General features: G+C 73.6%; 25 protein-coding genes. 13 read left to right on the top strand and 12 right to left on the bottom strand.

Translation table 11 applies throughout. The features are described 5' to 3' along the window. Nucleotide 1 precedes the first annotated feature (1 nt). Together JT721_RS07925 and JT721_RS07920 are read left to right on the top strand one after the other, a co-directional pair. Nucleotides 2-1,240: a hypothetical protein gene (locus tag JT721_RS07925; protein WP_205472406.1), complete on the top strand. Its 1,239-nt coding sequence runs from the start codon at nt 2-4 to the stop codon at nt 1,238-1,240. Between the two features lie 46 nt (nt 1,241-1,286). Continuing rightward, nucleotides 1,287-1,871, top strand: a complete 585-nt coding sequence (locus JT721_RS07920) for a cytochrome b/b6 domain-containing protein (protein WP_205472405.1) — start codon at nt 1,287-1,289, stop codon at nt 1,869-1,871. 20 nt (nt 1,872-1,891) lie between these two features. Here JT721_RS07920 and JT721_RS07915 read toward each other — a convergent pair whose 3' ends face one another. Continuing rightward, complete coding sequence (locus tag JT721_RS07915) at nt 1,892-2,455, bottom strand: LemA family protein (RefSeq protein ID WP_205472404.1); 564 nt, start codon at nt 2,453-2,455, stop codon at nt 1,892-1,894. After that, nucleotides 2,452-3,150 carry a DUF3137 domain-containing protein gene (locus JT721_RS07910; RefSeq protein ID WP_205472403.1) on the bottom strand — a complete coding sequence of 233 codons (699 nt, stop codon included), beginning with the start codon at nt 3,148-3,150 and terminating at the stop codon, nt 2,452-2,454. The genes JT721_RS07915 and JT721_RS07910 overlap by 4 nt, the downstream gene beginning before the upstream one ends. A gap of 61 nt (nt 3,151-3,211) precedes the next feature. On the opposite strand from JT721_RS07910, the gene JT721_RS07905 reads away from it, so the two are divergent. Beyond that, nucleotides 3,212-4,552: a PQQ-binding-like beta-propeller repeat protein gene (locus tag JT721_RS07905; RefSeq protein WP_205472402.1), complete on the top strand. Its 1,341-nt coding sequence runs from the start codon at nt 3,212-3,214 to the stop codon at nt 4,550-4,552. A gap of 6 nt (nt 4,553-4,558) precedes the next feature. On the opposite strand, the gene JT721_RS07900 is transcribed toward JT721_RS07905, so the two are convergent. Next, nucleotides 4,559-5,410, bottom strand: coding sequence for a crotonase/enoyl-CoA hydratase family protein (locus JT721_RS07900; protein WP_205472401.1), 852 nt, complete (start codon nt 5,408-5,410; stop codon nt 4,559-4,561). A gap of 46 nt (nt 5,411-5,456) precedes the next feature. On the opposite strand from JT721_RS07900, the gene JT721_RS07895 reads away from it, so the two are divergent. Together JT721_RS07895 and JT721_RS07890 are read left to right on the top strand one after the other, a co-directional pair. After that, a complete protein-coding gene (locus JT721_RS07895) occupies nt 5,457-7,100 on the top strand; it encodes an acyl-CoA synthetase (RefSeq protein WP_205472400.1) in 1,644 nt (547 codons plus the stop codon). Between the two features lie 28 nt (nt 7,101-7,128). Further along, nucleotides 7,129-8,226, top strand: a complete 1,098-nt coding sequence (locus JT721_RS07890; protein ID WP_205472399.1) for a nitronate monooxygenase family protein — start codon at nt 7,129-7,131, stop codon at nt 8,224-8,226. 51 nt (nt 8,227-8,277) lie between these two features. Here the strand turns inward: JT721_RS07890 and JT721_RS07885 are convergent, their stop codons facing one another. The 5 genes from JT721_RS07885 to JT721_RS07865 form a co-directional block, all read right to left on the bottom strand. Then, nucleotides 8,278-9,393 carry a glycoside hydrolase family 6 protein gene (locus JT721_RS07885; protein ID WP_205472398.1) on the bottom strand — a complete coding sequence of 372 codons (1,116 nt, stop codon included), beginning with the start codon at nt 9,391-9,393 and terminating at the stop codon, nt 8,278-8,280. 118 nt (nt 9,394-9,511) lie between these two features. Continuing rightward, nucleotides 9,512-11,125, bottom strand: a complete 1,614-nt coding sequence (gene fadD1, locus JT721_RS07880) for a fatty-acid--CoA ligase FadD1 (RefSeq protein WP_205472397.1) — start codon at nt 11,123-11,125, stop codon at nt 9,512-9,514. Nucleotides 11,126-11,174: 49 nt separating this feature from the next. Next, a complete protein-coding gene (locus JT721_RS07875; RefSeq protein WP_205472396.1) occupies nt 11,175-12,797 on the bottom strand; it encodes an AMP-binding protein in 1,623 nt (540 codons plus the stop codon). 10 nt (nt 12,798-12,807) lie between these two features. Beyond that, nucleotides 12,808-13,911: an acyl-CoA dehydrogenase family protein gene (locus JT721_RS07870; protein WP_205472395.1), complete on the bottom strand. Its 1,104-nt coding sequence runs from the start codon at nt 13,909-13,911 to the stop codon at nt 12,808-12,810. A 20-nt stretch (nt 13,912-13,931) separates the two neighbouring features. Beyond that, nucleotides 13,932-15,119, bottom strand: a complete 1,188-nt coding sequence (locus JT721_RS07865) for an acyl-CoA dehydrogenase family protein (protein WP_205472394.1) — start codon at nt 15,117-15,119, stop codon at nt 13,932-13,934. A gap of 75 nt (nt 15,120-15,194) precedes the next feature. On the opposite strand from JT721_RS07865, the gene JT721_RS07860 reads away from it, so the two are divergent. The 6 genes from JT721_RS07860 (at nt 15,195) to JT721_RS07835 (ending at nt 21,474) form a co-directional block, all read left to right on the top strand. After that, a complete protein-coding gene (locus tag JT721_RS07860) occupies nt 15,195-16,409 on the top strand; it encodes a Rieske 2Fe-2S domain-containing protein (protein WP_205472393.1) in 1,215 nt (404 codons plus the stop codon). Between the two features lie 16 nt (nt 16,410-16,425). After that, the gene (locus tag JT721_RS07855; protein WP_307827948.1) at nt 16,426-16,716 is read left to right on the top strand and encodes a hypothetical protein; all 291 of its coding nucleotides are present in this window, start codon (nt 16,426-16,428) and stop codon (nt 16,714-16,716) included. Between the two features lie 119 nt (nt 16,717-16,835). Further along, nucleotides 16,836-17,939: a ferredoxin--NADP reductase gene (locus JT721_RS07850; protein WP_205472391.1), complete on the top strand. Its 1,104-nt coding sequence runs from the start codon at nt 16,836-16,838 to the stop codon at nt 17,937-17,939. A gap of 214 nt (nt 17,940-18,153) precedes the next feature. Then, the gene (locus tag JT721_RS07845; RefSeq protein WP_205472390.1) at nt 18,154-18,741 is read left to right on the top strand and encodes a dihydrofolate reductase family protein; all 588 of its coding nucleotides are present in this window, start codon (nt 18,154-18,156) and stop codon (nt 18,739-18,741) included. Between the two features lie 23 nt (nt 18,742-18,764). Continuing rightward, complete coding sequence (locus tag JT721_RS07840; RefSeq protein WP_205472389.1) at nt 18,765-19,541, top strand: spermidine synthase; 777 nt, start codon at nt 18,765-18,767, stop codon at nt 19,539-19,541. Between the two features lie 58 nt (nt 19,542-19,599). Continuing rightward, the gene (locus JT721_RS07835; protein WP_205472388.1) at nt 19,600-21,474 is read left to right on the top strand and encodes a hypothetical protein; all 1,875 of its coding nucleotides are present in this window, start codon (nt 19,600-19,602) and stop codon (nt 21,472-21,474) included. A gap of 190 nt (nt 21,475-21,664) precedes the next feature. Here the strand turns inward: JT721_RS07835 and JT721_RS07830 are convergent, their stop codons facing one another. After that, nucleotides 21,665-22,414: a hypothetical protein gene (locus tag JT721_RS07830; RefSeq protein ID WP_205472387.1), complete on the bottom strand. Its 750-nt coding sequence runs from the start codon at nt 22,412-22,414 to the stop codon at nt 21,665-21,667. A gap of 87 nt (nt 22,415-22,501) precedes the next feature. On the opposite strand from JT721_RS07830, the gene JT721_RS07825 reads away from it, so the two are divergent. After that, entirely contained in the window at nt 22,502-23,056 is a 555-nt protein-coding gene (locus JT721_RS07825; RefSeq protein WP_205472386.1) for an RNA polymerase sigma factor, read from the top strand. 84 nt (nt 23,057-23,140) lie between these two features. On the opposite strand, the gene JT721_RS21670 is transcribed toward JT721_RS07825, so the two are convergent. Next, the gene (locus JT721_RS21670; RefSeq protein WP_205472385.1) at nt 23,141-23,752 is read right to left on the bottom strand and encodes an SHOCT domain-containing protein; all 612 of its coding nucleotides are present in this window, start codon (nt 23,750-23,752) and stop codon (nt 23,141-23,143) included. 359 nt (nt 23,753-24,111) lie between these two features. On the opposite strand from JT721_RS21670, the gene JT721_RS07815 reads away from it, so the two are divergent. Further along, nucleotides 24,112-25,083, top strand: a complete 972-nt coding sequence (locus tag JT721_RS07815; RefSeq protein ID WP_205472384.1) for a hypothetical protein — start codon at nt 24,112-24,114, stop codon at nt 25,081-25,083. A gap of 10 nt (nt 25,084-25,093) precedes the next feature. On the opposite strand, the gene JT721_RS07810 is transcribed toward JT721_RS07815, so the two are convergent. Continuing rightward, on the bottom strand, nt 25,094-25,765 hold the full coding sequence (locus tag JT721_RS07810; RefSeq protein ID WP_307827947.1) for an MBL fold metallo-hydrolase: 672 nt from the start codon (nt 25,763-25,765) through the stop codon (nt 25,094-25,096). After that, on the bottom strand, nt 25,762-26,505 hold the full coding sequence (locus JT721_RS07805) for a maleylpyruvate isomerase family mycothiol-dependent enzyme (protein ID WP_205472383.1): 744 nt from the start codon (nt 26,503-26,505) through the stop codon (nt 25,762-25,764). Before JT721_RS07805 ends, JT721_RS07810 begins: the two co-directional genes overlap by 4 nt. Nucleotides 26,506-26,514 lie beyond the last annotated feature (9 nt).

The raw sequence follows: 26,514 nt of genomic DNA, 5'->3' as shown, positions 1-26,514 counted from the left end.
TGTGAGCAGCCGCTACGCCGACCTGACCCGGGAGCAGCTGGCCGCGCTGGTGCCCGAGCTGCTGCTCATCGGCCAGCTGATCGACCGCAGCGGGATGGCCTGGTGCATCCAGGCCTTCGGCCGCGAGGGGATGGCGCAGGTCGCGATCGAGGAGTGGGCCGGGGCCAGCCCGGTCTACACCCGGCGGATGCAGCGCGCCCTGGGCTACGCCCCGGAGGTCGAGGGCGAGGGCGACGTGGTCACGATCTTCAAGGGGCTCCAGCTCGATATCGGGGCGCCGCCGCAGTTCATGGACTTCCGCTACACCGTCGAGGACCGCTGGCGCGGCGGGTTTCACCTCGACCACTGCGGGGCGCTGATGGACGTCGAGCCGATGGGCCCCGACTACGTGCGCTCGATGTGCCACGACATCGAGGACCCCACGTTCGACGCCACGGCGGTCGCCACCAACCCGCGCGCCCAGGTGCGCCCGGTGCACCGACCGCCCCGGCTGCCCGCCGACCGCCACCCGCACTGCGCGTGGACGGTGGTGATCCACCCGGCCCATCCGCCCGTCGAGCCGCTGCCGGCGTACGCCCACGTGATGGCGACCGAGGCGGCCTCGCTCGAGCTCGACCCGGTGGTGCCGGGCGGTGGCGGGCGCGACGACTACACCGGGCCCCTGCTCGCCGACCTCGACTTCTCCGAGTGGTCGCACTCCGCCCTGGTGCGGATCGCCGACGAGGTGTGCCTGCAGATGCACCTGCTGCACCTGTCGTTCACCCACGCGGTCGGCGCACGTGCCGAGGCGGACGCCGCCCGCGAGATCTGCGTCAAGCAGCTCACCGGCATCGCAGGGATCGCCGCCGAGCGGGTCCGGCGCTGCCTCGACCTGCCCCGCGACGCGGCGGGCGCGGCGCGGGTGCTCGCCCTGCACCCGCTGCTCAACCCCGCGGCCTACGTCGACGCGACCGTCGAGGGCACCGCCCTCACGGTGCGGCCCGACGCCGCCGCGCGCGACGGCGCGTGGATCTCGCTGTGCGGCCCGGGCGAACTCGGTCCGCTCCGCGCGCTGGTCCGCGCGGTCGACCCCCACCTCGACGTCGAGACCACCTCCGACGGGCCCGACGGCTGGAGCGTGCTCGTCGTACGTCGCGAGGAGGCGGCGCCGGAGGCCGGCGAGGTGGCCGTGACCCGGTTCAGCACCGGGTCGTCGTTCGCGTTCGAGCCGCGCCGCTCGCTGCCGATCACTCCGGTCTGAGCGGGCCCGGGTCCGACTGGGCCGAGGGCCCGGGTACGGTCCGGCCATGCACCTGCGCAACGGCGAGCACGGCTACGGCGTGGTCACCCGGACCCTGCACTGGGCGACGGTGCTGCTCGTCCTCGCCCAGCTCGTCGTGGGCTGGACCATGGACCCCGACGACTCCGGGCACGGGCGCGGCCGGGGCCGCGGCGGCGACTCCGGCGGCGACTCCGGAGGGCGGGGCCGGGGGCGCGGGCGCGGGGGAGACCGCGACGACGGCTACGACGTGCTCGACGGCTCGTTCGACCTGCTCGACCTCCACGTGCTGCTCGGGCTGACCCTGCTCGCCCTCGCGGTGGTGCGGACCCTCTGGCGGCTGACCACCCCGCTGCCGCCGTGGTCGCCCACGCTCACCGCCGGTGGCCGCCGCTGGCTGCACGCGAGCGAGGTGGGACTGCTGACCAGCCTCTACGCCATGCCGCTCACCGGACTGGTGCTCGTCGTGGCCGGCGACGACGACGTCGTGCCGCTCCACGTCGCGGCCCACGTGCTCTTCTACGTCGCGCTGGCCGCCCACCTCGGCATCGTCGTCCGCGCCCGCCTGCTGCCCCGGATGCTCGGCCGAGCCGTCGTTACTCGGCACGAGTAACGACGACTCGGCGCGACGGGTCAGGGTGCGACGTCGGGGACGGCGCGCTGCGCCGGGTCGTGGAGCTCGAAGAACTCGCGGGTGCGGAAGCCGAAGACGGCGGCCACCAGGTTGGAGGGGAAGGTGCGCACCCGGGTGTTGAGGGCGCGCACGTTGCCGTTGTGGAAGCGTCGGGCGGCGGCGATCCGGTCCTCGGTGAGCGTGAGCTCGCGCTGGAGGTCGAGGAAGTGCGCGCTGGCGCGCAGCTCGGGGTGGGCCTCGACCCGCGCCAGCACCTGCGCCAGCGCCCGGCCGACCTCGTCCTCGTAGGCCTCGCGGGTCTTGGGCGCGTCCTGGCGGTGGGCGGTCGCGGCCTCCCGGGCCGCCACCAGCGACTGGAGCACCGCCTGCTCGTGCGCGGCGTACCCCTTCACCGCCTCGACCAGGTTGGGGATCAGCGCGTGCCGGCGGCTCAGCTCGACGTCGATGCCGCCCCAGGCCTCGTCGACGAGCGTGCGCTGGCGCACGAAGCGGTTGTACATCACCACGACCGACAGCAGGAGCAGCAGGACGACGCCGCCCACCACCGCGAGCACGACCGTCACGACCGGCCGCCCAGCGACTGCCAGACGAACTCGGGCACCGCGGCCAGGATCTGGTCCATCACCGCCAGCTTGCCGTCGATCTCGGGGATCGCGTGGCGCCCGGTGCGGAAGACCAGGATCGAGTCGCGCTCCAGCCGCCAGGCCAGGTCCGGCCACTGCAGCAGCATCTCCATCATCTGCGGGTGCAGCACGTCGGAGGCGAACTTGCGGTCGGTCGAGGTCACGGTGAAGGCCCGGTTGAAGTCCTCGAGCTCCAGCTCGATGTCGGAGTTGGTGAGCCGGCCGAAGAAGCGGCCGAAGACGTTCTCGGGGCTCACCGACAGCGACGGCACGGTCACGCCCAGGGCCAGGCACACCACCGAGTAGGTGTGGGTGGTGGTGCGCCGGTCCTCGCCGGTGCCCGACGTGGTCTCGTACTGGTAGTCGAAGGCGACGAACGGCCGGTCCGCGTGGTGGCCGTAGACGACGTTGGTCGCCCGGCGGTCGTCGCCGCGGCCGAACGGCGCCCCCTCGAACCGGTCGACCAGCCGCTGGTCGGACGCGGCGTAGGTCCACCCGCGCGACGCGGCGAACGCCGCGAGCTCCTCACGGCGCTTCTTGGCCTGCAGGTAGGAGAAGACCACCAGCACGACCATCAGCCCGACGAACCCGACCACCAGCAGCACCACAGCACCTCCGAAGACCCCGCCCTCCACGCCGGACAGGATAGGGGTGCCGTTGCCGGGGAGGCCGGACGCCGCTCGCTACGGTGACGCGGTGACCAGATCTCGGAGGTCCGGACCCGCTCTCGGCGCCCCTCTCGTCCTCGTCGGCCTCGCCCTCGTGGCGGCCACCACCGGCTGGGACTGGGGGCGCATCCCCTACGCCGGCGGGGCCGCCCTCGCCGCGGTCGGGCTGGTGTGGCTGGTCGCGACCTCCGTCCGCCCCGTGCTCTGGCGGGTGCTGCTCGGCGTGGCCGCGTTGTCGGCGGGCGTCGTGGTGGCCGTGCTCGCGGTGGTGGGCCTGCCGTCGGACCGCCCCACGTGGGACGACGCGGATGCCGGTGCCCTCGACGACCGGTCGGCGACGACCGGAGGCCTCGTGGTCACGGGTGGCACCGCCCGCGACGTCGAGACCGGCGAGGAGGCCTGGTCGCACGGCGGCCCCGACGCAGAGCCGCTGCTGGTCACCGCCGACCTGGTGGTGCTCGGCACGGCGGACGGCTCACTCGCGGTCGACCCCGGGTCGGGGCGCGAGCTCTGGAGTGCACCCGTCGCCGGCCGTGGCATCGCCCACGACGACGTGACCCTCGTCGTCGCCAGCACCCCGTCCGGCGGGGCCACCGAGGCGGTGGGTCTCAGCCTCGCGACCGGCGAGGTCGAGTGGCGGCGGCGGGGGCGACCGGTGATGGAGTGCGACCTCGGACCGGCCGACCGGTTCACACCGGCCCGCGAGCAGGCGCACGTGCTCGTCGTCCCCGACGAGGAGCGCTCCGGCCGCGCCGGCCTGCTGCGCGTCTCCGACGGTGCGGTCACGGCCGCGGACGTCGACTGCCTGGTCGCCGCGCGCGTCGTCGGCGACGTGCTGGTCGAGGTCACCGGTCGCGACGTCCGGCTGGTGGGCCGCTCGGCGGGCGACGGCAGGCGCCTCTGGGCCGTCCCGGTCGCCGAGCCCTCCGGCCTGCTGGGCGGGGGCCCCACCCTGGTCGCCGCCGGGGGCGGCGACGACGTGACCACGATCGACACCACGACCGGGCGGCTCTCCAAGGTGCCCCTGCCGACCGGGGTGCAGCGCGTGCTGGCGACCACGGAGGTGCTGCGCTCGGATCGGGTGTGGCTCCTCGTCGACCGCGGCGACCGGGCCGCCGTGTGGGACCCGATCTCGGGGAAGGTCGCCGACGTACCGGACGCCGTCACCGCCACGGTCGCCGACGCCGACGTCGGGTCGGGCTGGCTGGCGCTCAGCGGCACCACCCGCGACCTGACCGGCGCCGAGTCCGACCGGTGCTGGGCCGTCTCGCCGGAGGGGTGGGTGTCCGACCCCGTCCCGGGGAGCGACTGCCGGGTCGCCGGGGGACTGCTCGTCGCCGACGACGAGGTGCACCCCGTCGGCGAGTAGGCCCGATCAGCTGCCGGTGAACTCCGGCTTGCGCTTCTCCGCGAACGCGCGGGGGCCCTCCTTGGCGTCGTTGGAGGCGAAGACCGCCGCGCCGATGCGGGCGTCGTCGCGCCAGCAGTCGTCCTCGTGCTTGCCCTCGGAGTCGCGCATCGTCTTGAGGATCGCCTGCACCGCGAGCGGCCCGTTGGCCGCGACCTGGTCGGCGAGCTCGTGGGCCTTGGCCAGCGCCTGCCCGTCGGGGACCACGTGGCCGACCAGCCCGAGCTCCTTGGCCTCCGGGGCCAGGATGTGGCGGCCGGTGAGCAGGAGGTCGGCGGCGACCGTGTAGGGGATCTGCCGCACCAGGCGGACGGCGGAGCCGCCCATCGGGTACAGCGACCACCGGGCCTCGCTGATGCCGAACTTCGCCGACTCGCCGGCGACCCGGATGTCGGTGCCCTGGAGGATCTCGGTGCCGCCCGCGATCGCCGGGCCCTCGACGGCCGCGATGAGCGGCTTGGTCAGCCGGAACCCCTTGAGCAGCGACTTGATGACCGAGGGGTCGAACTCGCCGGACTCGAAGCTCTCGCTCGGCGGCTTCTTGTTCGCCGCCTTGAGGTCCATGCCGGCGCAGAAGTAGCCACCGGCGCCGGTGAGGATGCAGACCCGGATCGAGTCGTCGGCGTTCACCCGGTCCCAGGCGTCCGACATGATCGCCAGCATCTCGCCCGACAGCGCGTTGCGGGCCTCGGGCCGGTTCATGGTGACGACCAGCTTGTGGCCGTCCTGCTCGACGAGGCAGTGGGGTGCGGGGTCGGCCGGCGGGTCGGTCGGCGGGCCGCTCTCGGAGCCGGTCGCGGCGTCGGCGCTGGTGGTCATGGAGCGGATGCTAGCCAAGAATGAGAACGTGTTCTAGTCTCGCGGCGTGGCCCTCAACATCGCTGATCTCTTCGAGCACGCCGTCGACGCCGTCCCCGAGAATCCGGCCCTGAAGGTGGGCGACCGCACGGTCACCTACGCCGAGCTCGAGGCCGACGCCAACCGCCTCGCGCACTACCTGGCCGGCCAGGGCGTGAGCGCGGGGGACCACGTCGCGATCTACGCCAAGAACAGCGTCGAGCACGTCGTCGCGGTGCTCGCGGTGGTCAAGATCCGCGCGGTCACGATCAACGTCAACTACCGCTACGTCGAGGGCGAGCTCAACTACCTCTTCGACAACGCCGACGTCGTCGCGGTGATCCACGAGCGCACCTACGCGCCGCTGGTGGCCGCCACCTTCCCCAAGCACGAGAAGCTCCGGCTCGCCGTCGTGGTGCCCGACGCGCTCGAGCCCGACGACGACTCCGACGTGTCGTCCTACGGCGGCGTGCTGTGGGCCGACGCCCTCGCCGGCCAGAGCGCCGAGCGCGACTTCCCGGAGCGCTCCAACGACGACATCCACATCATCTACACCGGCGGCACCACCGGGTTCCCCAAGGGCGTGATGTGGCGCCACGAGGACTTCTGGCGGGTGCTCGGCGGTGGCATCGACTTCTACACCGGCGAGCCGCTCGACGAGTTCGCCCAGTCGCGGCAGGCCACCGACCCGCGGATGGTCACCTTCCCGCTCAGCCCGCTCATGCACGGCGGCGCGCAGGCCGGGCTGCTGATGCATCTGTTCGCCGGACACCTCACGGTGCTGGAGCCGAAGTTCGACCCCGTGCGCACCTGGGAGGTCATCGAGCGCGAGAAGGTCCAGCTGATCTTCATGACCGGCGACGCGATGGCCCGGCCGCTGATCGAGGCCTACGAGGCCAAGGCCGCCACCGGCACGCCGTACGACGGCAGCAGCCTGTTCGCGATCAGCAGCAGCGCGGCGATCTTCAGCCCGCCGGTCAAGCAGCGCTGGATCACGGCGTTCCCCAACGCCGTCTTCACCGACTCGGTGGGTGCTACCGAGACGGGTTTCCAGGGCATGGGCATGCAGGACCCCAACAACATCAGCCCCGACGGTCCGATCGTCGGTCTCGGCCCCAACAGCGTGGTGCTCGACGACGACAACCGGGTGCTCGACCCGGTGGCCGACGTCGGGAAGATCGGGCGCCTGGGTCGCGGCGGCAACGTGCCGGTCGGCTACTACAAGGACCCCGAGAAGTCGGCCAGGACGTTCCTCGAGATCGACGGCAAGCGCTACTCGGTGCCCGGCGACAACGCCCGGATCGAGACCGACGGCCGGGTCACGCTGCTGGGCCGCGGCTCCAACTGCGTCAACACCGGGGGCGAGAAGGTCTACCCCGAGGAGGTGGAGATGGCGATCAAGGGCCACCCGGCCGTCTACGACGTGCTGGTGGTCGGCCTGCCCGACGAGAGGTACGGCCAGGCGGTCACCGCCGTCGTCGAGCTGCGTGAGGGCGCCAGCCTCGAGCTGGAGGAGCTGCGCACCTACCTGCGCGTCCACCTCTCGGGCTACAAGCTGCCCCGGGCGATGACCGTGGTCGACCGGGTGCCGCGCAACGCCACGGGCAAGGCGCAGTACCCCGCCGCCAAGGAGCTGGCGCTGGCCGGCACCACCGAGGCCACCTCGGTCTGACGCCCACCCACCCGCCCGGGAAGGACCCATGCGCACCCCACTCTGCGACGCCTTCGGCATCGAGCACCCGATCTTCGCCTTCACGCCCTCCGAGCACGTCGCCGCGGCGGTCTCGCGGGCCGGCGGCCTGGGCGTGCTCGGCTGCGTCCGGTTCAACGACACCGAGGAGCTCGAGCGCACGCTGAGCTGGCTCGACGACAACACCGACGGCAAGCCCTACGGCGTCGACATCGTGATGCCGATGAAGATCCCCACCGAGGGGACCTCGGCCGACCTGTCGTCGTACATCCCCGAGGAGCACCGGAGGTTCGTCGACGAGACGCTGCTCAAGCTGGGCGTGCCGCCGCTGCCCGAGGGCGAGGGCCGCGAGGGCGTGCTGGGGTGGCTGCACTCGGTGGCCCGGTCCCACCTCGACGTCGCGCTGCAGCACCGACCGGTGCTGATCGCCAACGCGCTGGGCTCACCGCCGGTCGACGTCATCGAGAAGTGCCACGAGCACGGCATCAAGGTCGCCGCGCTGGCGGGCGCCGCCAAGCACGCCCTGAGCCACGTCGCCAACGGCGTCGACATCATCGTCGCCCAGGGCTACGAGGCCGGCGGGCACACCGGTGAGATCGCCAGCATGGTGCTCACCCCCGACATCGTCGACGCGGTCGGCCCCGATGTGCCCGTGCTGGGAGCGGGCGGCATCGGGTCCGGCCGGCAGGTCGCGGCCTCGCTGGCCCTGGGCGCCCAGGGCGTGTGGACCGGCTCGATCTGGCTCGGCACCGAGGAGTACCGCAACCTCGCGAGCAACGAGGGCTGGGAGACGGCGTTCACCCGGGCCACCTCGAGCGACACCGTGCGCACCCGGATCTACACCGGCAAGCCCGCGCGGCTGCTCAAGACGAAGTGGACCGAGGCCTGGGCCGAGGAGGGCGCCCCGCAGCCGCTGCCGATGCCGCTGCAGAACCTCCTGGTGGCCGAGGCGCACAACCGGATCAACGCCTCCCACAACCCCGACGTGATCTCGATGCCGGTCGGCCAGATCGTCGGGCGGATGAACGAGGTGCGCCCGGTCGCCGACGTGATGGCCGACCTGGTCGCGGAGTTCGACGACACCGTCGCCCGGCTCGGCAAGCTCTGACCCCCCGCGCCGAGTCGTCGTTTCTGCAGTGCAGTAACGACGGCTCGGCGGCTACCAGCGGGTCGTGCGGGCGACCGCGAGGCCGCGGCTCATCGAGAACGGGCTGTTCTGGTTGCGCAGCCAGGGTCGGCCCGCCCACAGGAACGCGTCGACGTGCTGCTCGGCGAGGGCGCGGACGTCGGCCGGCAGCCGCCACCGGGGGTCGCCGACCCGCCAGGTGGGCGGGATGCCGAGGGTGACGCACCGCCGCTCGGCGCGGGTGCGGCAGGTGCGGGCGTTGTCGAAGCGACCGCCGGGCCGGCCGGCCGCACGCCACTGCTCGCCGGTGAACGCCCGACCGTTCTCGGCGGTGTCGACGACGAAGTGCACGCCGGGCACGCCGCGGCGGGCGAGCTCGGCGACCACCCGGGCGCCGTAGCGGACCTGGCGCGGGGTCGAGTCGTAGTGGGTGGTGTTGAGCGCGAAGCCGCGGGTCACGGCGATCCCGCCGTCGAGCAGCAGCTGCACCGCGGGCCGGACGTCGTCGCGGTGCCAGTCGGCCGCGCCGGCCTCGATGTAGACGCTGGTGTGGGGGAGCGCCGAGAAGACCCGCGCGGCGTACGCCACCAGCGACGAGGGCAGCCTCGACCCGCCGGGGGCGCAGAGGGCGAAGGGCCCGTCGGGCTGGAGCACCAGGGCGACGTGGGCGTCGCCGACCGCGCCGGCGAAGCGGTCGATCCAGCGCCGGTAGCTCGCCTGCTCGGCCGCAGTCGGCAGCCGGCGGCAGGCCTCCTGCTCCCACGGCATCATCCGGAACACCGTCATCTGCACCAGCGTCTCGGGGTCGCCGGCCTGGGCGTTGCGGACGTACTCGCGGACCTTGCCGGCGATCGCGTCGTCGCCGATCCAGTCGCCGAACCACTTCGCCTTCGGCCGCAGCGCGATCTTGCCCAGCAGCCGCTTGCGCTCGCCGGTCGCGCGCACGTACGGCGTCCACGCCATCTCCGCGCCGCCGCGGTAGACGCCCCACGGGCGGTCGGCCAGCGGGTTGTCGACGGCGGTGCGGGTCGTCGCGGGCCGCGCATGGTCGGCGCCGCCGGCGGGGGTCGCGGCGACGAGGAGCGGGAGCCCCAGGGCAGCGACGACGGCGGCGACGGCGGCGAGGGCGGCTCGGGCGGGTCTGGTCACCGGGCCACGCTAGGCACCCGCCCGCCGCTGTGCGCGCGTTCGGCCCAGGACGGTCCGACCGGCGGTCGGGCACCACCCGGGCGGGCCATGCCCCGCGGCCGACGGGTCGGCCTCCGGCTCACGCGTCGGCAGCCACAGCCACGGCGTACGCCGTGCCGCGCTCCTCGCGCACCCACAGCACGCCGTCGCCGGCCGTCGGGCCCTGCGCGATCAGCTCGCGCTTGAGCACCTTGTTGGTGGCCGTCGACGGCAGGTCGGGGGCGATCCGCACGTAGCGCGGCCGGGCCTTGGGTGAGAGGTCGGGCTGGTCGTCGAGGAACGCCTCGAGCTCCGCCGGAGTGAGGGTCGCGTCGTCGCGGAGCACGATCGCCGCCATCACCTGGTCGCCCACCAGCGGGTCGGGGACGGCGTAGACCGCGACCCGGCTCAGCGCGTCGAGCCGCATCAGCACCCGCTCGACCGGTCCGGCAGCGAGGTTCTCGCCATCGACGCGCATCCAGTCGGCGGTGCGGCCGGCGAGGTAGATCCAGTCGTCGGCGTCCTTGTAGGCGAGGTCGCCCGACCAGTACATGCCGTGCCGCAGCCGCTCCTCGTCGGCGGCCGGGTCGTTGTAGTAGCCCTGGAAGTAGCCGGCGCCCTCGGTGTTGACCAGCTCGCCGATCGCCTCGTCGGCGTTGACGAGCGCACCGTGCTGGTCGAACCGCGCCACCGGGCACTCCGTGAGCGTCTCGGCGTCGTAGATCGCGACCCCGGGGAAGCCCTTGCCGATCGAGCCGGGCGGGGTGCCGTCCTCGCGGGTGATGATCACCGCGAGCTCGGTGGAGCCGAAGCCGTCGACCACGCGGCAGCCGAACCGGCGCGCGAACTCGTCGATGTCGCGGTCGCTGGCCTCGTTGCCGAAGGCGACCCGCAGCGGGTTGTCGGCGTCGTCGTCGCGCTCGGGGGTGGCCAGCACGTAGGCGAGCGGCTTGCCGACGTAGTTCATGTAGGTCACGCCGAACCGGCGCACGTCGTCGAGGAACCTGGACGCCGAGAACCTGGCCGGCACCATCCGGGCCCCGGAGCAGACGGCCACGGCGTAGCCGGCGGCCACCGCGTTGGAGTGGAACAACGGCATCGAGATGTAGACGACGTCGTCGGCGGTCATCGCGAAGCGCTCGACCAGGTTGAGCCCCGAGAACAGCACCATCAGGTGGGGCACCTGCACGGCCTTGGGCTCGCCGCTGGTGCCGGAGGTGAAGATCAGCATGAAGGTGTCCGTCGCGGTCACCTCGCGGTGGGGCACCAGGTCGGCGACCTCGGTGGTGGCCGCCGCCAGTCGGTCGGCCCACTCCGGCCCGTCGGTGTCGACCACGCGGACACCGGCCTCGGCCAGCCGGTCGTGGAGCCCCTCGAGCAGGTCGCGGTGGTCGGCGTTGACCAGCAGCACCTGGCACTCCGCGCGGAGCACGTCGGCCAGCAGCGAGTCGCCGCGACGGGTGGTGTTGATGCCGGCGAGCACGTAGCCGCCCAGGGCGGCGGCGGCCATCGAGCGCAGCATGTCGGCGGAGTTGCCGAGCAGCACGCCCACGTGGAGCGGGCGGTCGGCCTCGGCACCGGCGACGACCGCCGCCGCCTCGGTGGCCGCCTCGCGCAGGTGCTCGCGCCAGGTCCACCGCCGCTCGCCGTCGTCGACGGCGACCGCGTCGTCGCCGCTGCGCTCGCGCAGTGCCTGCTGGACGTTCTCGGCCATCGGCCCTCCCTGGCTCCCTAGTTGACACGCGTCAAACTAGTGATCGGCGTCACAGGCGGTCAAGCACCTCGCGGTACGCCGTGCCGCGCTCGTCGCGCTCCCACAGCGTCCCGCCCCGGCCGGTCACGCCCTCGGCCGCCAGCTCGCCCTTGAGCACCTTGGTGGTCGCGGTGCGCGGCAGCGTGTCGAGCAGGCGCACCCAGCGCGGCCGACCCTTGGTGGAGAGGTCCGGCTGCTCGTCGAGGAAGCGCTCCAGCTCCTCCGGGGCCAGGGGAGCGGTCGTGAAGAGCGCGGCCACCACCATGTCCCCGCTGGACGGGTCGGGCACGGCGTAGACCGCGGCCTCCGAGACCGCCGGGTGCCGCAGCAGCACCCGCTCGACGGTGGCGGCGCCGAGGTTCTCGCCGTCGACGCGCAGCCACTCGCTCGTGCGGCCGGCGAAGTACACGAAGCCCTCGGCGTCCCGGTAGGCCAGGTCGCCCGACCAGTACATGCCGCCGCGCATCCGCTCGGCCTCGGCGTCCGGGTCGCGGTAGTAGCCGGCGAACGCCCCCGCGCCGGTGGTGTTGACCAGCTCGCCGGTCGCCTCGTCGGCGTTGAGCAGCTCGCCGCCCGGCCCGAACCGGGCGTCCGGCGTCTCGGCCGTCGTCACCGGGTCGAGCACCTTCACCCCGGGCAGCGGCCGGCCCAGGCTCCCCGGCGGCATGCCGGGCACCCGCTGGACGATGACGGCGTTCTCGGTGGAGGAGTACGAGTCGACGACCGTGCAGCCGAACCGCTCCCCGAACGCCGCGATGTCGCGCTCGTTGGCCTCGTTGCCGAAGACCAGCCGCAGCGGGTTGTCGGCGTCGTCGGGCGCCGCCGGGGTGGCCAGCACGTGGGCCAGCGGCTTGCCGACGTAGTTGGCGTACGTCGCGCCGTAGCGCCGCACGTCGGGCAGGAACCCGCTGGCCGAGAACCGCGGCGCCAGGGCGACCGCGGCGCCAGCGGCGAGCGCGGGTGCCCAGCCGGCCATCACCGCGTTCGAGTGGAACAGCGGCATCGCGACGTAGGCGACGTCGTCGGTGGTGAGGCCGAAGCGCTCCGCCAGCAGCACTCCGGGCCCGGCCACCTTGGCGTGGGTGACGTTGACCGCCTTGGGCTCGCCGGAGGTGCCGGAGGTGAAGATCAGCATCAGCAGCGTGTCGGGCCGGACGTCGGCGTCCGGCACGGAGGCGCCGTGGTGGCGCCGCAGCCGGCCCGCCCAGTCGTCGCCGTCGACGAGCAGCACCGGCACCCGGACCTTGGGGGTGTCGGGGGTGTCGGGGGTGTCGGGGTAGTCGAGGCAGTCGAGCAGCCGCAGGTGGGCTGCGTCGGTGACCACCACCTGGCAGTCGGAGCGGGCCACGTCGGCCGCGAGCGCGGGGCCGCGGCGCGTGGGGTTGAGACCGACGACGACGTAGCCGCCCAGCGCCGCGCCGCCGAGGAGCAGCAGGTGCTCCGGGACGTTGTCGAGCAGCACGCCGACGTGCGGCGGCCGGTCCGGGGCGAGCAGGTCGGCGACCACGGCGGCGCGGACCGCCGACGCGGCGACCACCTCGTCCCAGGTCCAGGTGCGGTCGCCGGCCAGCAGCCCGGGGCTGCGGTCGCCGCGCCGGGCGAGCAGGTGGTCGCGGACGGTCGGCGCGCTCACCGGGCCGGGGTCAGGCCGGCTCGGTGGCCAGGCTGCGGCCGATCGCCAGCGCCTGCTCGGTGGCGCCGCCGAACAGGAACTCGAACCTCTTGGCGGAGGTGAAGTAGCGGTGGGCCTCGCCGTCGAGGTCGATGCCGACCCCGCCGTGCACGTGCACCGTGGTGTGGGCGAGCCGGTGGCCGGCGTCGGCGGCCCACAGCTTGGCGCTCGCGACCTCGGTCTCGGCGGGCAGGCCCTCGGCCAGCCGCCAGACCGCCTGCCACAGCGTGAGCCGCTGGGCGAGCACGTCGATGAAGCCGTCGGCCAGCCGCTGCGAGACCGCCTGGAAGGTGCCGATCGGGCGGCCGAACTGCTCGCGGCTTCCGGCGTACGCCGAGGTCAGCCGCAGCGCCCCCTCGGTGACGCCGAGCTGCTCGGCGCACGAGCACGCGACGAGCAGCTGGCCCAGGCGCGCCGCGGCGGCACCGTCGAGCCCGCCCACGAGCCGGCCGGGCGCCTCGGTGAGGTCGAGCCGGACCACGACGTCGCGGTCGCTGGTGCGGCCCTCGGTGGTGGCCACCCCGGGCTGCCCCGGCTCGACGAGGAAGACGCCGACGCCCTCGTCGGTGGTGGCGGTGACGAGGAAGAGCGCGGCCACGGTGCCGGCGCGGACGATCGACTTCGACCCGGTCAGCCGCCAGCCGTCGCCCTCGCCGCGGGCGGTCACGGTGGGCCGGGCCGGCAGGTGGGAGCGCTCCTCGGCGACCGCGGCGGTCAGGATCCGCTCACCCGTCGCCGCGCCCACCAGCCACTGCTCCTTCTCCTCGTCACCGGCGAGCTCGGCCAGCAGCAGCGCGGCCGGGCCGTGCACGGCGAGCGGCACCGGCGCGACCACGCGGCCGACCTCGACCAGCACCCGGGCCAGCTCGACCAGGCCGAGCCCGGCGCCGCCGTGCTCCTCGGGCACCGCGAGCGAGAGCAGCCCGGCGCCCGCGAGCTCCTGCCACAGGTCGGCGTCGAACCGCGAGCCCGCGGCCTCGACTACCTGCATCCGCTCGTTGGTGGCCCGGTCGCCCAGGATCCGGGCGGCGAGCGCGGCCGCCTCGTCCTGCTCGGGGGTGAAGCTGAAGTCCATGGTCGTCTCCTCCGTGCGCGTCAGCGCTTCGCGGCCGGCAGGCCAAGTCCGACGTAGCCGATGATGTCGCGCTGGATCTCGTTGGTGCCGCCGCCGAAGGTCATCACCAGCGAGGCGCGGTGGAACCGCTCGAGCCGGCCCGCGAGCGCGGCGCCGGGGGAGTCGGCGGTCAGCCCGGCGTGCGGGCCGACGACCTCCATCAGGGTGCGGTAGACCTCGGTGTTGAGCTCGGAGCCGTAGATCTTGATCGCGGACGCCTCGGCCGGCGACAGCGCCACCCCGGCGTCGGCGTCGGCGGCCAGCTTCCAGTTCAGCAGCGAGAGCGCCTCGACCCGCGCGTGCACCCGGCCCAGCGCGACCTGCACCCACTCGGTGTCGATCACCCGCTGGCCGTCGGGGTTCTTGGTCTGCTGGGCCCACTCGCGCACCAGGCGCAGGGAGTGGATGGTCGGCGCGGCGGAGGTCAGCGAGACCCGCTCGTGGTTGAGCTGGTTGGTCATCAGCGACCAGCCGCCGTTGAGCTCGCCGACCAGGTTCTCGGCCGGCACCCGCACGTCCTCGTAGTACGTCGCCGAGGTGCCGACCCCGGCGACGGTGTGCACCGGGGTGTAGGAGACGCCGTCGGCCTGCGCCGGCACCAGGATCATCGACAGCCCCTTGTGGCGGGGTAGGTCGGGGTCGGTGCGGCAGGCGAGCCAGATCCAGTCGGCGTACTGGATGAGCGAGGTCCACATCTTCTGGCCGTTGATCACCCACTCGTCGCCCTCGCGGACCGCCCGGGTGCGCAGCGAGGCGAGGTCGGTGCCCGAGCCGGGCTCGGAGTAGCCGATCGAGAAGTGCAGGTCGCCGGCCAGGATGCGGGGGAGGAAGTACTCCTTCTGCTCCTCGGTGCCGTAGCGCATGATCGTCGGCCCCACGGTGTTGAGCGTCAGGTAGGGGATCGGCACGCCGGCGACCGCGGCGGCGTCGGTGAAGATCAGCTGCTCGACCATCGAGCGGTCCTGGCCGCCGTACTCCTTCGGCCAGCCGATGCCCAGCCAGCCGTCGGCCCCGATCTGGCGGATCACCTCCTTGTAGACACCCGCCTCGCCGAACTCCCCGGTCGCGGAGGCCAGGCCGGCCCTACGCTCGGGGGTGACCAGCTGTGCGAAGTACTCCTGCAGCTCGGCCCGCAGGGCGAGGTGCTCGGGATCCAGGGCTACGCGCATGGCGTCAGACTAGAACGTGTTCTCGTTTTCGGCTACTGTCGTCGGGTACGCACCCGTGCGGGAGAGAGGCATGCGATGAGCCAGACCAGCACCGGCGTCGGCAGCGGCGCCCGGGCCCTCGACCAGGGCGCGCCTCCGGAGCGGTTCGCCCGCGGCTGGCACTGCCTGGGCCTGAGGTCGATGTTCACCGACGGCAAGCCCCACGCCGTGGAGGCGTTCGGCGGGAAGCTCGTCGTCTGGGCCGACTCCCGGGGCGAGATCAACGTGCTCGACGGCTACTGCCGCCACATGGGCGGCGACCTGACCCAGGGCACCGTCAAGGGCGACGAGATCGCCTGCCCCTTCCACGACTGGCGGTGGGGCGGCGACGGCAGGTGCAAGTCGATCCCCTACGCCCGTCGGGTGCCGCTGCGCGCCCGCACCCAGCGCTACCCCGTCGTGATCCGCAACGACCAGGTGCTCGTCTGGCACGACCACGAGGGCTCCGAGCCCGACCTCGACGTGCTGCCCCCCGAGCTGCCCGGTGTCGGCACCGACGCCTACACCGACTGGACGTGGGAGGTGCTCGACGTGCCGACCGCGCACTGCCGCGAGATCATCGACAACGTCGTCGACATGGCGCACTTCTTCTACATCCACTTCGCGTTCCCGACGAGCTTCCGCAACGTGTTCGAGGGTCACGTCGCCACCCAGTTCATGGAGTCCAAGGGCCGGCCCGACGTCGGCGGCAGCGGCTACGGTGACGCCGACCTGGTGCTGAAGTCGGAGGCCAGCTACTACGGGCCGTCGTACATGATCAACTGGCTCAACGTCGACTACAAGGGCTTCGAGACCGAGGTCATCCTGATCAACTGCCACGTGCCGACGAGCCACAACTCCTTCAAGCTCCAGTACGGCGTGTGCGTCAAGAAGCCCGAGGGCGTCGACGAGGAGACCGCGCAGTACATCGGGCGCCGCTACTCGGAGACCTTCAAGGAGGGCTTCGAGCAGGACGTGCACATCTGGCTCAACAAGGCACCGGTGCAGAACCCGCTGCTGTGCGAGGAGGACGGGCCGGTCTACCAGCTGCGCCGCTGGTACGAGCAGTTCTACGTCGACCGCGCCGACGTCACCGCCGAGATGACCGACCGCTTCGAGTTCGAGGTCGACACCACCAAGGCCAACGAGTACTGGCAGGAGGAGGTCGCCGAGAACCTGCGCCGCAAGGCGGAGGAGGACGGCGACGCCGCCGGCAGGAGTGCCGAGGCCTCCGACGACGTCGCGCCCGACTCGGCGATGACGGGCACCTAGGCCGATGGCGTCCTTCGTGCCGACGAGTCCCGAGACCCTCGAGGACCAGCGGCTCTACACCTCCGCGCGGCTCACCGAGGTCGAGTGCCTCGACTGCCTGGCGCGGGTCGCGGTGAAGAAGAACAGCGAGCACCACACCTCGATCCAGTGGAACGAGGAGGCGCTGGGCCACTGCCCCGAGTTCTCGCGGATGGACCGGCGGCCCGAGGGCCGGCCGGTGCACGCCGCCTGCCCCCGGCTGGTGGCCAGCATCGACGCGGCCGCGGGCGAGGGACGCATCCCGATCGGCGCCGAGGACGGCTACTAGGCCGCCGGGCCGCTCCCGGGCCCGCCCCCGTAGGGTCCTCCAGCCGCTCCCCGCAGTCCCGCCCCAGTCCCCGTCCCAACCCTCAGTCCTTGTCGCCCGAGCCAGCGGAGCCCGTTCCCGTGGATCCTGAGTCCTACGTCCTGACGGTCGTCGACGTCGTCGAGGAGACCGCCGACGCCCACTCGGTGTCGTTCGCCGTGCCCGAGGGCGCCGAGGAAGCGTTCGCCTACAAGCCGGGGCAGTTCCTCACCCTGGCCGTGCCGAGCGACCGGACGGGGGTGGCCGCGCGCTGCTACTCGCTGTCGAGCAGCCCGGTCGGCGGCGGCGACCTCACGGTCACGGTCAAGCGCACCGCCGACGGCTACGCCTCGAACTGGATCTGCGACCACCTCCGGGTCGGCGACACCATCCGGTCGCTCCCACCGAGCGGCATCTTCACCCCGGCCTCGCTCAGCGCCGACCTGCTGCTGTTCGCCGGCGGCAGCGGTATCACCCCCGTCATCTCCATCACCCGCACCGCGCTCCAGCAGGGCACCGGGCGGATCGTGGTCTTCTACGCCAACCGCGACGAGCGGTCGGTGATCTTCGCCGACGAGCTCCGCCGGCTCGCCGCCGACCACCCGGACCGGCTGCTCGTCGTGCACTGGCTGGAGTCGGTGCAGGGGCTGCCGAGCCAGGAGCAGGTCAGGGCGTTCGCGGCGCCGTACGCCTCCTACGACGCGTTTGTCTGCGGCCCGGCACCGTTCATGAAGCTGACGGTCGCGGCGCTCAAGGAGCTGGGCCTCCCGCGCGAGCGCCGGCACCAGGAGAAGTTCGTCTCCCTGGGCGGCAACCCGTTCGGCGACGCCGGGCAGCAGGAGCAGGCCGAGCACGAGATCGAGGCGGCGGAGTCGGACGCCGACGACACCGCCCAGGACCCCGCCGGCGACGCCGACCAGCCACAGGGCCCGGTGCGGCTCGAGGTCGAGCTCGACGGCCAGGAGCACACCTTCGACGACTGGGCGCCCGGCACCACGATGCTCGAGCACCTCGAGGCCAAGGGCGTGAAGGCGCCGTACTCCTGCCGCGAGGGCGAGTGCTCGGCGTGCGCCGTCCGCCTGCTGGAGGGCGAGGTGAAGATGCTGCACAACGACGTCCTCGACGACGAGGACCTGGCCGACGGCATCAGGCTGGGCTGTCAGTCGGTGCCGGTGACCGACACGGTCAAGGTCACCTACCACTGAGCCGGCCCGGGCCGCGCGGTCCGGCCGCGTGCGTACCGGGCGGCGGTGCGTGGGCCGCCGTCCGCGTCGTGGGGACGGGGGCTGGGTCACCGCTGCCCGCTGGCCGCCCCGGGCGGCGGTGGGTGGGCCGCCGTTCGTGGCGTGGGAACGGGGGCTGGCTCACCGCCGCCGGGTCCGGCGATGACTCCCGGGCCCAGGTCCGGTCCATCCCGGCATGAGCGACTACACCTGGGACGTGTTCTGCACCCTCGATGGCTACGGCTCCTACGACGAGCACGGTGACTGGGGCGGCTACTGGGGCAAGCAGGGCCCCGAGTTCCTCGACCGGCGCCGGGCCGCCTACGACCCCGGGCAGCGGATGGTGCTGGGTGCGCGGACCTTCCGGCAGTTCGTGCGCTTCATGGGGCCGCGCACCGGCGAGCTCGCCGAGCTCGACGACGTCAACGCGCTGATGCGAGACCAGCCCACCACGGTCGTGTCGACCAGCCTCGGTCCCGACGACCTCGACTGGCCCGACGTCACCCTCGAGCACGGCGACGCGGTCGACGTGGTCGCCCGGCTGAAGGCCTCGTCGTCCGTGCCGCTGCGCTCCCACGGCAGCCTCTCGATGAACCGGTCCCTGGTCGCCGCCGGCCTGGTCGACCGGGTGCAGGTCTCGGTGTTCCCGGTCGTCTCGGGCCGCACGGGGGACCGCCCGGTCTTCGACGGGTTCGGCGACCTGGACCTCGAGCTGCTCGACAGCCGGCTCCTCGACGGGCGGATCCAGGAGCTGGTCTACCGCCCGACGCCGCACGGCGGCTGACGCCCGGCCGGTAGCCTCACCGGGTGCCGCGGGTCGAGATCGTCGCCGACCTCGCCGGGTACGTCGTCCGCCGCGACGGCCGCGACCAGTCCCACGTCGACCTCGAGCGGCCGACCCGGATCGTCTTCGACTACGTGCGCCGGATGGCCGACGTGGTCGACCTGTGCCGGCCGCCGGGGGAGCCGGTGCACCTCGTGCACGTCGGCGGCGCCGGGCTGACCCTCCCGCGCTACGTCGCCGCCACCCGGCCGCGCTCCCACCAGGTGGTGCTCGAGCCCGACGAGGAGCTCACCGCCCTGGTCCGCGACCGGTTGCCCCTGCCGCGCGGGGCCGGCATCAAGGTCCGCCCGGTCGACGGGCGGTCGGGGCAGGCCGGGCTGCGTCCGGGCGCCGCCGACGTGCTGGTGCTCGACGCCTACGACGAGGGCCGGGTCCCGGCCGACCTGGTGACCGCCGAGGCGGTGGCCGGGTGGGCCGCGGCGCTGGCCCCCGACGGGCTGCTGCTGGCCAACCTGGCCGACCGGGCGCCGTTCGCCTGGACCCGCCGGGTGGTGGCCGGGGTGCGGGAGCGGCTGCCCGAGCTGGTCGTGAGCGCCGAGCCGGCGACCCTGCGCGGCCGCCGCGGCGGCAACCTGCTGCTGGTCGCGTCGCGGGTCGGCCTCCCGGTGGCCGCGCTGCAGGGCCGCGCGGTCGCCTCGGCGGCGCCGTACCGGGTGCTGGAGCCGGGGGCGGTCAGCGACTCGCTCGGCGGCGGCACGCCGTTCACCGACGCCGACGCCCAGCCCTCGCCCGCACCCTGACCGCAGCCCGATCGCGCCGGCCGTGGCGGGAGTCGGCGTCGCCGCCTACGGTCGGCGCATGAGCGACGTGAGGTCTCGGCTCCCGTTCGAGTGCGACCTGGTGCTGAAGGGCGGGGTGACCAGCGGCATCGTCTACCCGCCCGCGATCGTCGAGATCGCCCGCGACCACCGGCTGCGATCGGTGGGCGGCTCCTCGGCGGGCGCGATCGGCGCGGTCGCGGCGGCCGCGGCCGAGCTCGGCCGTGAGACCGGCGGGTTCGAGACGCTGGCCGACCTGCCGGGGCGGCTGGCCGCCACCGACACCGCGGGGCGCACCCTGCTCGAGCGGCTGTTCGCCCCCGCCGAGTCGACCCGCACGCTCTACGACGCCTTCTGGTCGGCCCGGCAGCCGGGGTCGCCAGCGGCGCGGGTGCGACGGGTGGTCGGGGTGCTGTGGCGCGACCGCGGTGGGGTCTCGCGCACCGCCGTGCTGGTGCTGGCGGCCGTCGGCGTGCTGCTGGCCCTGGCAGCCGGGGCGGTCGCGGTCGCCGGTCCGGGGGCGCTGCTCGCCGCCGGGCCGCTGGTCGTCGTCGGGCTGGCGGCGGCAGCGGTCCTCCTGGTGGCGATCCGGGTCGGCAGCGTGCTGGCCGACGCACCGGACGTCGTCCGCGACAACTCCTTCGGCGTCGTGAGCGGCCTGAGCGACCGGCCGGGCGCCCAGGGCGGGCTGACCGCCTGGCTGCACGCCACCGTGCAGGAGCTCGCCGGGCGGCCGGACGGCCCGCCGGTCACCTACGGCGACCTCGGCCGGATCGGCGTCGACCTGGTCACCACCACGACCAACCTCACGCTCGGCACCAGCACCAACTTCCCCCAGCGCGCTGACGCGTGGGCGTTCCGCCGCTCCGAGCTCGAGCCGCTGCTCCCGCCCGACGTCCTGCAGCACCTCGTCGACCACGCCGAGCGGCCCGAACCGGGCTCGGAGCGCGCCCTCGCCGCCGAGGCGGCCGGGCTGGTGTGCCTGCCCGCCCCGGAGGACCTGCCGATCCTGCTCGGCGCGCGGATCAGCCTCTCCTTCCCACTGCTGGTCTCGGCGCTGCCGCTGCACGCCTGGCTGCCGGTGCCCGGTCCGGACGGCGGCTGGGAGCTGCGGTGGGTGCGCTGCTGGTTCTCCGACGGCGGCATCGCCTCCAACCTCCCGGTCCACCTCTTCGACCGGCCGCTGCCGACCCGGCCCACCTACGCCATCAACCTCGCCAGCGGCGCCGACCCGGCCGCACCCCCGGAGGACAACGTCGTCCGCCCGCTCGACCCCACCCGCGGGCGGCTGCCGCCCGTGACCGAGGTGTCGACCGTCGGGCAGCTGCTGGTCGCCGTGCTCAACACCATGCAGAGCTGGAGCGACAACGCCCGGTCCCGGGTCGTCGGCCAGCGCGACCGGATCTGCACCGTGCGCCTCGCCGACGGCGAGGGCGGCCTGAACCTCGACATGGGCCCGGCCGAGATCCAGCGGGTCGCCGCGCGGGGTCACGCCGCGGGGGCCGACCTCGCCTCGATCCGGCGGGGCACCGATCCCGCCGCCACCCCCGAGGAGCGCGCCGCCTCGCCGGACCCGCTCGACCACCAGTGGGAGCGGCACCGGTTCGTGCGCTACCGCGCCTTCCTGGCCGGCACCGCCTCCTACGTCGCCGACGCCGCGCGCGGCATGCGGGCCCCCCTGCGGCCGACGTACGCCGAGCTCGGCGACCAGGCGGTCCGGCAGCCGTGGCAGTCCTACCGGCGGGGCTGGTCGGGGGTCCGGTCCCGCGAGGCGCAGGACCTGCTCGCGCGGGTCACGCCGGAGGCGGTGGCGAGGTTCACGACCGGTGCGCCGCGGGACGCCCGGATCGGGCCGGTCGTCGTCGACCCCGCCAGCGATCCGTTGGTCGACCCCGGGGCCGACCCGCCCGCCTGAGGGAGACGCGGGGCCCGTCCGCAGCCACCCGTGGTGGCCGCGGACGGGCCCCGGACCCGCTGCGGAATCGGGGGGTCGAGCAGCGGGTGCGACCCGGGGCCGCCCGCTGCAGGAATCGGGGGTCGAGCAGCGGGCGTCCCGGAGACCGCCGAAGCGGTCACTGGGGTCATGTCACGACCCGCGCCGGGCGTTACAGCCCTGGCCGGACTTTCTCGTCCGCGGCCTGTCCGGGCGGGGTCGTGGGACGGTGCCCGGCGCCGTTGCCACTGCCGCTGCCCTGGCCGGGGTGCTCGCTCGGCCGGTCGCCGGGGCCGGGCGACCGGGTCGGCCGCGGATCCTTCGGGCCACCGCCCTGGCCGGGGTGCTCGGTCGGCCGGTGGTCGTCGCCCTGGCCGGGATGCTCGCTGGGTCGGTGGCCGTTCCCTGGATCGTTCCCCTGGCCGTTGCCCTGGCCGGGGTGCTCGCTGGGCCGGTGGTCGTCGCCCTGGCCGGGATGCTGGCTGGGCCGGTGGTCCGGGTCGGCCTGGCCGGGACGGGTCTCGGGCCGGCCCGGCGCCGTGGCGTCGGTGGGTCGCCCGGGCAGCCCTGTCCCGTCGCCGGGTGACGTGGGACCCGACGGGCTGCCGTTCCCGTCGGTGACGTCGGGCGACACCGGCCGCTCGCGGGACGGCGGGGTGTCGGGGGTCCACGGCGCCTCGACGATGCCGGCGGCGTACGACACGCCGACGCCGGCCGCGACCGTGGCACCCGAGAGCAGCACCGCCACGACCGCCGACCGGGCGCGGGCCGGCCGTCGGGGCGCGGCCGTCGAGGCGGCGGCAGCGGAGGCCGCCAGCCTGGCCACGAGGGCCTCCTCGGCAGCGTGGTCGGTGGTGACGCCGGTGCCCTGGTCGGCACGCAGGCGGCGCGACACCTCGGCGCGGCTCGGACGGGACTTCACGCCTCCAACATGTCACGGGGCCCCGGGATCGTTACTGTCACGCCCACATCGGTCCCGCGCGGGACCGCCGGCGGGACGGAGGGCGTCGTGGCGCGGTCGCGGGAGGACGGCCCGCTGGTCGCCCGCGCCCGCACGGGCGACGAGGACGCCTGGCGCGAGCTGCACCGGGCCCATGCCCGCCGGCTGGTGGTCTGGCTCGCGTCGCTGCCCAGTGGCGACCCCGCGGCGTCCCCCGAGGACGTCGCCGCCGACGCGTGGCTGACCGCCGCGACCAAGCTGGGGGAGTTCGCCGGCTCCGACGACGACTTCGCCGGCTGGCTGTTCACGATCGCCCGCAACGTGTTGAGCAACCGGCGCCGCACCGCCCAGCGCCGCCGCACCGACGCCACCGCGGTCGACGGCACCGACCCGGTTTGGGGCACCAGCCCGTCGCCGGAGGGCGCGGTGCACGACCAGGACGCCACCCGCCTCCTGCTCGCCCACCTCAGCCCGCGGGAGGCCGAGGTGGTGGCCTGCGTCGACGTGGTCGGCCTCGACGTCGCCACCACCGCGACGGCGCTCGGCATGACCCCCACCGCGGTGCGGGTCGCCCGGCACCGTGCGCTCGGCCGGCTCCGCAAGGTGCTGGCCGAGGAGGCCTGAGCTCACCAGCCGCGCACGGCGCGGACATTCCCCGTTAGTCGATCATCTCTCTTTAGTACCCCCCGCCCCATCGCCCAGGGGAGGTCACTCCGCGAGCAGGCGGGCCTTCGCTGCGTCGAACTCTTCGCGGGTCAGCACCCCGGCTTCGAGCAGTTCTGCGAGCTGCCGGAGCTGCGCGGGGAGAGTCGGCTCGCTGCTCGACGCTGGCGGCGCTGGCGCCGCAGCAGTAGTGCTCGGTCCTGGTGCAGGGGCGGCGGGCGGCGGCGCGGGGGCGGCGTTCGTCTGAGCGATCACGGCGTCGCCAGCGACCTTCAGCGAGCGGATCGCGGTGAGCACGTGACCGTCGGGATTGCGCGTCGTGTAGGTGCGCACGCCGGTCTTATCCCCGACGACGGTCACATAGATCACCCCTCGGTTGTTCGCTGCGAAGAGCGACATTCCACCCGTGAAGACCGCCGCAGTGCCCCGCCCGGTCATTGACTTGCGACGCATCGAGTCGGCGTCGTGCTCGATGCTGAGCAGACGCTCACGCGGAGACTCGGTGCCGCCGATCAGTCGCTTCGTCGTGAACGTGCCGTCTCGGTAGATGCGCAACACGGTGCCCGCCTTGTCGATCTGCCCCGAGGCCAGCACGTCGGGGTCTGGCGCGAGCCCGTCGGCGAGCGACTTCCAGAATCCCTTGCGTTCCTCGGCCACGACGGTGCCCTTCCCGCGGGTGGGTTGCTGACGCTCGCACGTTACCTGTGATTGGCGGGCTTGGGGCCTTTCGCTGGGCAAAGCTGACTGCCGCACTAGACATTGCCGCCGAGCCTCAGTCGGGGCGGTCAAAATCGAGGAGCCTCACGAGGCCAAGATCGAGGGCTGCGCCGGACAAGCAGTCGAGGACTCCATTGAGGCCAGCCGGTCGATGATCCGCCTGAAGAGGGCCGAGCGCTCCCAGCGACCTGAGCTGGTGAGCAAGCCGTCCGTCGGACCACGCCGCCGCGCCGGAACCGCGCCGGGCCACTCCACTGCGGTTCGCCTGGCCTGTCGGCGGCCCTTCGTAGGGTCCGCGTATGTCGCACTCTGACCCCTTCGAGCGGCTGAACCGAGAGTTCTACGCCACCAACCCGAGCACGTACTTTCGTGACCGACTACAGATGCTCATCCTGCGCGCGGCGAACCCGAACCTCATCGACGACAACATCAGCGAGGAGACCGTCTGGGGCACCCTCCGGGTGCTCGCTCGGGATGAGCCCGACGAGTCCGTTGAGGCTGCTGTCGAGCGAGAGGCGGCACACACCCGGTTCGTCGTGACCGAATCGCAGATCCTTCTACACCACGTGGCCGAAGCGTTCTTGCGCATGTACCTCGCGCACGAGGCGCAATCCGAGTGCCCTTGGCTAACGATTGCCGCGTTGAAGGGCCCCGGCCAGTTCCGTGACGAACTCGATGAACTCGCACGCAGCAGCTGGCCTAAGGACCGGATGAACGCAGCGGGCTGGGTTTTCCTGGGCGACGTGCCCGACGAGCCGTCCGCCGACTGGATCGCACACCGGGACGCAGCTGTGCGCCTGCTCCGCATCCTCGCCCAAACGGTGAATGGCGACAGCCAGCTCTACAACGGTGTGAAGCACGGGTTCACCGCGCTCGGGGGCACGGGCTCCCTCCACTTCTTGCCAGCAGACACTGACCAGCCGCCGCCAGAGTTGACGGAAGACCTCCTCAACCGCGAAGCATGGCTGGGTGCGGATGGGGTGAACGTGGCGTACCTCGAAAGAGAAGGCACCCGAAACAAGGGCGTCTGGTACCACAAGACGAAGTGGGTGAACCCGGAGAAGTCCGCGTACCTGACTCAGCTCGCGACCATCCAGATGGAGGCGCTGTGGACCGTCGCACGCTGTCGCTATCTCGGCGAGGCACTACCTGGCGGAGGAGTGCATCTCGTAACCGACGAGGGCATCGATCAGCTCCGTACGTTCCCGCGAAGCGGCAGCGTCGAGTCTTGGCGCTGGCAGGTCGCTACCGAGACCGCTCGGCCCGGCTGATCGCCCGTGGCTACCAGCCCCTAGCGCGCCACTCAGCGAGCTGGGGTCGCTCCGCGCCCAGCGTCGAGTCGTTGCCGTGACCGGGGTAGAACCAGGTGTCGTCGGGCAGCCGGTCGAAGAGCTTGGTCGAGACCTCGCCCAGCAGCCGGCGGAACGCCGCCTCGTCGCCGAAGGTGTTGCCGACCCCGCCCGGGAACAGCGAGTCACCGGTGAACAGGTGGGGGTGGCCGTCCGGGTCGTCGTGCAGCAGCGCGATCGAGCCGGGGGTGTGGCCGGCGAGGGCGATCACCTCCAGGCGGCAGGCGCCGACCTCGACCAGGTCGCCGTCGAGGACCCGTCGGGTGACTGGCACCCCGGTCTGCTCGGTGATCGCGTCGGCGTCCGGCTCACCGGCCACCACGTCGGCACCCGTGGCGGCCACGACGTCGGACAGCGCCCGGTGGTGGTCCCAGTGCTGGTGGGTGGTCACCACGGCCGCCAGGCCGGCGTCGCCCACCAGTGGGAGCAGCACCTCCGGCTGCGCCGCCGCGTCGACCAGCACCTGCTCGCCGGTCGTCCGGCAGGTCAGCAGGTAGCAGTTGTTCGACATCTGCTCGTCGACGGCCACCTTGCTGATCCGCAACGCCGACGTCTCGCGCACGTCGGCCGGTCCGCCCGGCGCGACCTCGCCCGTGTAGCTCACATCGCCTCGATCCCCGGCAGCAGGCCGTCGTCGCTGGTGAGTCCCTCCCCGGCGCCGCGCCCGGTGGCCCACCAGGCCAGGTCGGCGGCGGGCCCGGTCACCGTCGGCCCCGGCGCGCCGAAGGTCCAGGAGCGGTCGAGGTCGGTGGCCCGGGCGGTGAAACCGCGGCTGGCGTCGTAGCGGCGGGCGCAGCGGTCGAGCAGCAGCACGACGAACTCGGTCGGCCAGTCGTGGGCCGCGTAGCCGGCGCCGAGGTCGGCGTGGTGGACCTCCACCTCGGTGAGCCGCATCAGCGGCACCGCCCCGACCCGGATCACCCGGCCGCCGGGCGTCCGCTCGAACGTCGTCTCCTCGTGCTCGGGGCCGACCAGGTCGAGGGCCTCGGCGTACCGGGTGGCCCCGGCGAGCAGCCGGTCGCGCAGCGCCCGCGGGCCGGCCTCGGCGAGGGCCACGATGTCGGCGTCGCGGCGCTCCTGCGAGGCGTACATGGTGGTCGGCTGCCTGGTCACGACACCCTCGAGCACGCCGGCGAGCGCCTCGGAGTTGAGCGCGACGTGGGCCACCACGTGGGCCCGGGACCAGCCGGGCAGGATGGTGTCGGCGGCGAAGGAGTCGTCGGGCATCGAGTCCACGGTGCGGACCAGCCGCGCGGTCGCCTCCTGGAGCAGCTGCCGGTGGTCTGCCGGCCGCGCCTCGGGGGACCGGGACCCGGGACCGTCCTGCTGGTCGGGGGGAGTCATGTGACCATC

It is taken from the genome of Nocardioides sp. SYSU D00038 (assembly GCF_016924665.1).
Taxonomy (GTDB): Bacteria; Actinomycetota; Actinomycetes; order Propionibacteriales; family Nocardioidaceae; genus Nocardioides.
Note: the sequence above shows the minus strand (reverse complement) of the source record. Positions and strands in the feature narration are given on the sequence as shown.